The organism is Actinoplanes sp. NPDC026619 (assembly GCF_040638295.1).
In the GTDB taxonomy this organism is placed as follows: domain Bacteria; phylum Actinomycetota; class Actinomycetes; order Mycobacteriales; family Micromonosporaceae; genus Actinoplanes.
The window spans coordinates 318,016-326,251 of record NZ_JBEZYA010000010.1 but is presented as its reverse complement, the minus strand read 5'-3'; the positions used below and the strand labels follow the sequence as shown (position 1 = coordinate 326,251).

Annotated in this window: 4 protein-coding genes; 2 read left to right on the top strand and 2 right to left on the bottom strand. The window is 69.4% G+C overall.

All coding sequences use genetic code 11. From position 1 onward, the window contains the following. Positions 1 to 1,630: 1,630 nt before the first annotated feature. Positions 1,631 to 3,817 carry a M4 family metallopeptidase gene (locus tag AB0E90_RS23475; protein WP_360409285.1) on the bottom strand — a complete coding sequence of 729 codons (2,187 nt, stop codon included), beginning with the start codon at positions 3,815 to 3,817 and terminating at the stop codon, positions 1,631 to 1,633. A 107-nt stretch (positions 3,818 to 3,924) separates the two neighbouring features. Continuing rightward, on the bottom strand, positions 3,925 to 4,626 hold the full coding sequence (locus AB0E90_RS23470; RefSeq protein ID WP_360409282.1) for a GntR family transcriptional regulator: 702 nt from the start codon (positions 4,624 to 4,626) through the stop codon (positions 3,925 to 3,927). A gap of 58 nt (positions 4,627 to 4,684) precedes the next feature. Here AB0E90_RS23470 and deoC point away from each other — a divergent pair, with 58 nt between their 5' ends. After that, positions 4,685 to 5,383 (top strand): deoxyribose-phosphate aldolase, encoded by a 699-nt coding sequence (deoC, locus tag AB0E90_RS23465; protein WP_360409279.1) that lies wholly within the window; start codon positions 4,685 to 4,687, stop codon positions 5,381 to 5,383. 48 nt (positions 5,384 to 5,431) lie between these two features. Further along, complete coding sequence (locus tag AB0E90_RS23460; RefSeq protein WP_360409276.1) at positions 5,432 to 8,236, top strand: FAD-linked oxidase C-terminal domain-containing protein; 2,805 nt, start codon at positions 5,432 to 5,434, stop codon at positions 8,234 to 8,236.

The following is an 8,236-nucleotide window of genomic DNA, read 5'->3' as shown; positions in this document are numbered from 1 at the left end:
TGAGGGCTTCACCCGCTTCATCCGCCTCCACAGAGGCCACTCACCCCACAAAATCCCTGTTCAGCGCCCCGCGCCGCGAGAACGCAACAGCCCTGGCCGGAGAGGGACGAAGGAGTGCCCGCCGAATGGCGCAAATCGGCCGTATCTCGCTTGTCGCCGCCACACCAACCATTCGAGACATTCATCCTTCGGCAGTGGCTGCGAGAGAGCTTATCTGGTCGGACGCAATAGCCGTTTGATTGGTCATGCAACTGTCGTACTGCCTTTCCAGGATTGGCATGATCAATCATTGGCGGCGGCTCTCCGCGGGGCGGGAGAATGTAGTCATGAGACAGCGGCAGCTTCAGTTCTTCACCAGCTCCGAGCTTGCCGCTATGCGTGACCGAACGAAGGCTCGTAATTATTCGGCGGCTGCGGATGAGTTTCGCCGTGAGCATGCGCGTCATCGGCGTTGGGGTCTTGCGCGGCGTCATGCCCGGAAGCTGTGCCGGTCGCATGGTTGTTCGGTCGAGTGCGGGGCGGTGGGTCTGCATGACGACTTCGAGGAGGTTCCGCCGCTTATCTGGGACGACGAGACCACCGTGGTTCGGCCGCCGCGGCGTGTGCCGGGTCGCGAGGTCCGGGTCGTGCGGGAGGTGCAGCCGAGCAATGAGCAACAGCCCGGCGACCCTGGCCTCGCCGACCATGTGGCGACTGCATGCCGGGTAGCGGAGGCTCAACCTGCCCGCCAGGCGGACAGACCCGACGGGGCGCTGACAGCTGGCCAGGCGCCGGTGGTTGGTCGGGCGGAGATGCCGGGCCAGGCGGAGGTTTCAGGTCAGGCGCGGGCGGAGGGCCGGGCGCCTGCGGTCGGTCGGGCGGAGGTTCTGGGCCAGGCGTTGCGGGTGATGGGTCGGGCGGAGATTGCCGCCCGGGCGTTGGTGGGGGGTCTGGCGCGGGTGGTCGGCCTGGTGGAAGCGGTTGGCTGGGCGGGGGCGGCTGGTCAGGCGTCGGCGGCTGGGCGGGCTCGAGCTGTCGGGTTGGCGGAAGCTGTCGGCCGGGCGTCGCATCGGCTTGAGTCGGGTTGGCTCTTGAGGTCTGTGGTGTGTGGCGAACGGTGTCGACTGCCTTGGCCTGCCGGGTGGTTCGGGCTTGGTCGGCGCCCGTGTCTCATCCCGAGACCGGCAGCCAATTCATGCCGGGCAGCGGCGGTCGGCATTGCGGCGCTACCGGCCGCGGCTGATGTGCGACGGCCGGCCGGCCGTCGTCGGCATCGCTTTACGGCGCGTGCTGGACATGTGCGACCCGGGAGGCTGCATCTGCGAACATCACCCGGCGGAACGGGTGGGACTGGCAACCGGAACATTAATCGGAGAAATGCTCGGCCACCGCCTGGAAATTAGTCCCGAATCTCAATTGCGCGCGGCTGAGGCGCGACGTGGAGAGCCGCTTCCTGGTGGCTGTAGGAACGCGCGGATGCCTGGTTTTTTGCGGCATCGGTGGCATTCGCCTAGGGCCGGTCAGCGTGATTCCGCGCCTGCGGAAAGCTGCGGGAGACAACGTTTGCGGCGGGCTGAGGCGTTCTCTATCTGCCGGTCAGCGGGTGGGGCACGGCCTCGCGGGGTGTGGGCCGCGAGGCCGTGCGTGCTGGTTAGAGGGAGAGGGACCAGGTGTCGATGCGGCCGGTGTCGGCGCTGGCGGCGTCCTGGACTCTCAGGGTCCAGTCGCCGTTGGGGGGCTCGGTGGCCAGGTTGACCGTGTAGGTCTGGTTGATGTTGTCGGTGCTGCCGCCGGCTCGGTTGTGGAGGACGTAGGCGGTGCCGTCCGGGGCCAGCAGAGTCACTACCAGGTCGCCGATGTAGGTGTGCACGATGTGCACCTCCACCGTGCTGGATGTCGATGCCGCCGCGGCTGCGCAATCGGTCAGCGTGACCGTGCTGGTCACTGTGGTGTTGTCGGGGATGGTTACGTCGGTGTCGTTGGACGCAGTGCAGCCGGCCGCGCTGTTCACGCTGACCGTCAAGGCTGCTGCCCTGGTCACCGACGGGGCCGTGGCGGTGATGGTGATCGGGGCGCTGGAGCGTGACGTGCCCTCGGCCGCGGTTACCGTGATCGTGGTGGGCTCACCTGCGGTTACGGTGGGCGGGTCGAACGACACCGTCACGCCGGTCGGCGTGGTGCCGGCTGAGAACGTCACCTGCTCGGGGTCGCCGTTTACCGCCGTGGTGGACAGCGTCACCGTGGACGAGGCGCCCGGGTCCAGGGACACTGACGTCGCGTCGAGAGCCAGCGAGAAGTCGTTGCCCGCCGAGCAGAAGTCGTCGCCGGCCACGTTCACCGCGGTCCAGGCGGCCTCGACCGCTTTGTACTCGGTGCTGCAGAAGCCGTACAGGTCGGTTGCCGCGGACAGGGAGTAACCGCGGGCCTGGGCGTACGTCGTGCTGGAGATGAAGTAGTTGTCCAGGGCCCGGAACCAGATCGCCGCGGCCTTGTCCCGGCCGATGCCGGTGACCGGGGCGGCCGTGCCGCACAGCGGTGAGGTGCCGAACGCGGTGACGCCGCTGCCCTCGGCCAGGTCGAAGAAGAAGTGGTTGGCCACGCCGGAGGAGTAGTGCACGTCGACGTTCTTGGTGGTGGTCGACCAGCAGCTGTGGGAGGAGCCGTCGAGTGCCGGGTTGTACATGTAGCGCAGTGGCGCCCCCGTACCCCGGATGTCGATCTTCTCGCCGATGTCGTAGTCGCCCGGGTCGGTGGTGCTGTTCGCGTAGAACTCGACCATGCTGCCGAAGATGTCGCTGGTGGCCTCGTTCAGGCCGCCCGGCTCGCCGGAGTAGGTCAGGCCGCCCGGCACCACGTTCTCGGTGACGCCGTGTGACATCTCGTGGCCGGCCACGTCCAGCGCGACCAGTGGCTTCGCGTTGCCGGTGCCGTCGCCGTAGGTCATCTGCGCGCCGTCCCAGAACGCGTTGACGTAGGCGCTGCCGTAGTGCACCCGCGACGGGACACCGGTGCCGTTGCCGAAGATGCCGTTCCGGCCGTGCACGTTCGTGAAGTAGTCGAACGTGGTGGCCGCCCCGAAGTGGGCGTCGATGGCCGCCGAGGCACGGTCGGCGTTCGCACCCGTACCCCAGATGTTGTCGTCGTCGGTGAAGACCGCGCAGGTGCCGCTGGTGCGGTTGCCCATGTCGCAGGTGTAGCCGCCGCCGCGTACCGGATCGGTGAGGCTGAAGCCGGTGTCGCCGGCCGTCGTCTCGATCGCCACCGGGCCGGAGTAGAGGCTGTTGCCGGTGCCGGCCACGCTTTCGATCTCGTCGAACGAGCCGACCAGCTTTCCGGTCCTCGCGTCGACGATGACGTGCAGCTTCGACGGGGTCTGGCCGTCCGGGCGCCAGCCGCTGAACACGGTCTCCCAGGCCAGCTTGCCGATGCCGCTGCTGGCGTCGACGAACAGCTCGGGGGTTCCGGTGGAGGTGATCTTGCCGGTGAACGCGGCGGCCGAAGTGGCGCGCGCCGAGGCGGCGGTAACGGACGGCTTGGTGCTCAGGGAGAGCGGCGCCTTGAGGCCGACCGACGTGCCGGTCACCTTGCCGTTCTTGGTCCGGATGACGAGGTCGCCGGCGTAGACCCGCAGGCCGTCGTAGGTGCGTGTGTAGCGGACCGCCTCGTCGGAGCGGCTGTAGACCTGGAACTTGTCCTTGGCCGATCCCTTGATGGCCGCGGTGCCGGCCTCGGAGATCGGGTTGGGTGTGACGGGGGCGGCGGACGCGCGGTCAGCGGTCGCCGTCACCCCTCCTCCGGCCAGCGCGATGGTGGCGGCCAGCGCGATTGCTGTTCTCAAAAGCTTCCTCCCACGAAGAAGTACATCTATTGATGTGAATCCTTCTATGTTGGGAGAGTTGCTGTTGTAAAAGTTTGTTTACGAAATTCTCAGAGCGCCCCGAGATCTCAGAGCGGCTCCACGCCGAACGCCACGTCCAGGCGGTACCGGTTGCCGGGGTAGCGGGACTCGCTCAGCTCCAGCGGCACGTCCCGTTCGTCCAGGATCAAACGCTCCTCCACCAGCAAGGCCGACCCTTCCGGCACCAGCAGCTCGCGGGCGTCCTCGGCGGTCGCCTCCTGCGCGGTGAGGGTCGCGGTGCCCTTCGTCGGTGTCCGGCCGAGCGCGGCCAGAGCCTCGTGCACGGAACCAGCCAGATCCGCCTTGAGCAGGGCGGACACGCTTCCTGGGTAGATGGCCCGCTCGTACGCAATCGGCTCTGAATCGGCCAATCGCACCCGATGGATCGCCACCACCTCGCCGCGCCGCAGGCGCAGGCGAGTCGACTCCTCGCTGGTCGGCGGCCGCAGGTGGGCGAGCGTGACCCGGGACGACGGCGTGCGGCCCTGCTTGCGGATCTCCTCGCTGAGCCGGATCAGGTTGTCGGCCCGGCGCGGCCCGGTCGGCACTGCCACGAACGTGCCCCGGCCCGGCGCGCGATAGACCAGGCCATCGGTGACCAGGCGGGTCACCGCGGCGCGGGCGGTCATCCGGCTGACGCCGTGCTCGCGGGCCAGCTCGGGCTCGGACGGCAGGGGGTCGTGCGGGCGCGACCGGGCGATCCGGGCGCGCAGGGCCTGCTCGATGCGGTGGTAATGGGGCTCGGGCACGAATCACACCCTAACTTGTCTAGACAGCCAGCTGTATAGACAGATACCGTCACGGGCCATGGACTTCACGGTGGCTCAGATCGCGAAGATGATCGATCACAGCATTCTCCGGCCCGAGTTCACCAGCGAGGACGTCCGCAAGGGCTGCGCGATCGCGGCCAAGTACGAGGTGGCATCGGTCTGCGTGCGGCCGTGCGACGTCCCGCTGGCCGTGCAGTTGCTGCGCGGCACCGGCGTGCTGGTCGGCACGGTGATCGGCTTCCCGCACGGCGACACCCCCACGGTGATCAAGGTGGCCGAGACCGCGCTCGCCGTCGGCCAGGGCGCCGACGAGATCGACATGGTGCTCAACGTCGGCTGGCTGCGCTCCGGCAACATCGCCGCGGTGGAGGAGGAGATCGTCGCGGTCATCGAGACGGCCGGCGGCGCGCCCGTCAAGGTCATCCTCGAGAACGCGTACCTCACCAACGAACAGAAGCTCGCCGCCTGCTGGGCGGCCGAGCGGGCCGGCGCGGCTTTCGTGAAATCCAGCACCGGCTTCGCGCCGACCGGCGCGACCATCGACGACCTCGCGCTGATGCGCTCGGCGGTCTCGGCCAAGGTGCGGGTGAAGGCTTCCGGCGGCGTACGCTCCCTCGACCAGCTGATGGCGATGGCAGCCGTCGGCGTCTCGCGGTTCGGCTCGTCGGCCACCGCCGAGATCCTTGAGGACCTCGCCCGCCGCAACGCCATCGCCGTGCCCGCTTTGCGGGACTGACCTGGGCCGCCTCCGGTTTCCCCGGCGCTGCCTGGAAAAATCAAGGGCATGAGCGAAGTGGGAGACCGGCTGCGGCGCGCCGGCGTCGGCGATGTGCTGGACGACGCGACAAACCGGTCGATGTACGCGTCGGACGCCTCGCTGTACCGGATCGTCCCGCAGGCCGTGGTTCGCCCGCGCTCCTCGGACGAGGTTCTGTCGGTCCTCTCCGTGTGCCGGGACCTCGGCGTGCCGCTCACCGCCCGGGGCGCCGGCACCTCGGTGGCCGGCAACGCGATCGGCCCCGGTGTGGTGCTCGACTTCAGTCGGCACCTGAATGCCGTCCTCGATCTGGACCCCGTCGCCCGCACCGCGACCGTGCAGGCCGGCACCGTGCAGTCGGTGCTGCAGGCCGCGGCCAAGCCGCACGGGCTGCGATTCGGCCCCGACCCCTCCACCCACACCCGCTGCACCATCGGCGGCATGATCGGCAACAACTCGTGCGGCTCGCGGACCCTGGGGTACGGCCGGACCTCGGACAACGTGGCCTCTCTGGAGGCCCTGACGATTGATGGCGCTCCGGTTTCGTCGCTGAGCGACCCACTACGTGACGTTGTCGCCGCCAACCTCGCCGTCGCCCGCACCGAATTCGCCACCTTCGGCCGGCAGGTCTCCGGTTACGCCGTCGAGCACCTGCTGCCCGAGCGCGGCTTCAATCTCAGCGAGTTCCTGGTCGGCAGTGAGGGCACCCTCGCCGTGGTCACGTCCGCGACCGTGAAGCTCGTCGCCGATCCCGAGCACCGGGTGCTGGTCGTGCTCGGCTACCCCGACTTCGGCACGGCCGGCGACATCATCCCGGCGATCCTCGAGTTCCGCCCGACCGCCTGCGAGGGCATCGACTCGCGCATCTGCGACGTGGTCCGCAGCCGTCGGGGCGCGGACGCCGTGCCGCCGCTGCCCGGCGGCACCGCGTGGCTCATGGTGGAGATCGCCGGCGACGACCTCGGCGAGGTGCGCGACCGGGTCGCCGGCCTGATCAAGGCGGCCGAGGCGGTCGACTCGCTGATCGTCGAGGACCCGGCGGCGGCGGCCCCGCTGTGGCGGATCCGGGAGGACGGCGCGGGCCTGACCGGCCGCGCGCCCTCCGGGCTTCCGGCCCACGCCGGCTGGGAGGACGCGGCGGTGCCACCGGCCCGGATCGGGGCCTATCTGCGCGATTTCGATGCGCTCTGCGACCAGCACGGTCTGAGCAACATGCCGTACGGCCATCTCGGTGACGGCTGTGTCCACGTACGCCTGGATTATCCGTTGTCGTCGCCCGGCGGGCCGGCGAAGTTCCGGGCCTTCCTCGAGGACGCCGCCGACCTGGTGGTCAGCTACGGCGGATCGCTCTCCGGCGAGCACGGCGACGGACGGGCGCGCAGCGAGCTGCTCTCCCGGATGTACTCGCCGGCGGCGATGTCATTGTTCCGGCAGATCAAGGGCGTTTTCGACCCACGGAACCTGCTCAACCCCGGCAACCTGGTCGACCCCGATCCGGTCGACGCGAACATCCGGGTCGCCCAGGCCCGCCCGGTCACCGCCAAGCTCGCGCTGGCGTACCACTCCGATCACGGCGATTTCAACCAGGCCGTGCACCGCTGCACCGGTGTCGGCAAGTGCCGGGCCGACACGACCGTGCTGGGTGGCGTGATGTGCCCGTCCTACCTGGCCACCCGCGAGGAGAAGGACTCGACCCGCGGCCGCGCCCGGGTGCTGCAGGAGATGCTCGACGGAGATCTGGCCCCCTCGTGGAATTCTCCGGTGGTGCACGAGGCCCTCGATCTATGTCTGTCCTGCAAAGGTTGTGCATCGGACTGCCCGACCGGCATCGACATGGCCGCCTATAAGTCGGAAGTCCTCCACCAGAGCTACAAGCGCCGGCTGCGGCCGCGCTCGCACTACTCGCTCGGCTGGCTGCCCCGATGGTCGCGGCTGGCCGCGCGGATGCCCCGGCTGGCCAACCGCATGACCACGCTGCCCGGCATCCGCGGACTGGCGTTATGGATGGCCGGCGTGGACGCGCGGCGAAACATCCCCGCCTTCGCCCCGCAGACCTTCCGCCAGTGGTTCGCAACCCAGCCGGCCCGCACCGGCACCCCCGTTCTGATGTTCGTCGACAGCTTCACCGACCACTTCTCGCCCGAGGTCGGCAAGGCGGCGGTCGAGGTGCTGACGGCGGCCGGCTATGCCCCGTCGATCACCTCCGGCGAGGCCTGCTGCGGTCTGACCTGGATCTCCACCGGGCAACTGGACGCCGCCCGCCGCATCCTCGGCCGCACGGCGGGCGAACTGGTCAAGGCAGTCGACCGCGGCATGCCGGTGGTCGGCCTCGAACCGTCCTGCACCGGCGTGCTGCGCAGCGACATCACCGAGATCCTCGACAACGACCAGGCCCGCAAGGTCAGCGCGGCCACGGTGACGGTCGCCGAGCTGCTGGCCCGCACCCCCGGCTACACCCCGCCGTCGCTGGACGGGGTGCGGGTGATCGCCCAGCCGCACTGCCACCACCACGCGGTGATGGGCTGGGAGGCCGACGCCAAGCTGCTGAAGTCGGCCGGCGCCACGGTGAAGCGCCTGGGTGGCTGCTGCGGCCTGGCCGGCAACTTCGGCGTGGAGCGCGGCCATTATGAGGTCTCGGTGCAGGTGGCCGAGCAGCAGCTGCTACCGGCCCTGGAGAAGGCGGAGCCGGGCGACATCCTGCTGGCCGACGGCTTCTCCTGCCGCACCCAGGCCGCCGACCTGGCCGCCACGTCCGGAGTCCACCTGGTCCAGCTCCTAGCCGACGCCCAGGCGGCACGTCCCCCAGGCGGATCGTCCTCGGCTGCTGTTTAG

Coding starts and splice junctions, on each gene's coding strand:
- deoC (WP_360409279.1), top strand. CDS start 4,685: ATGGACTTCACGGTGGCTCAGATCGCGAAGATGATCGATCACAGCATT.
- AB0E90_RS23460 (WP_360409276.1), top strand. CDS start 5,432: ATGAGCGAAGTGGGAGACCGGCTGCGGCGCGCCGGCGTCGGCGATGTG.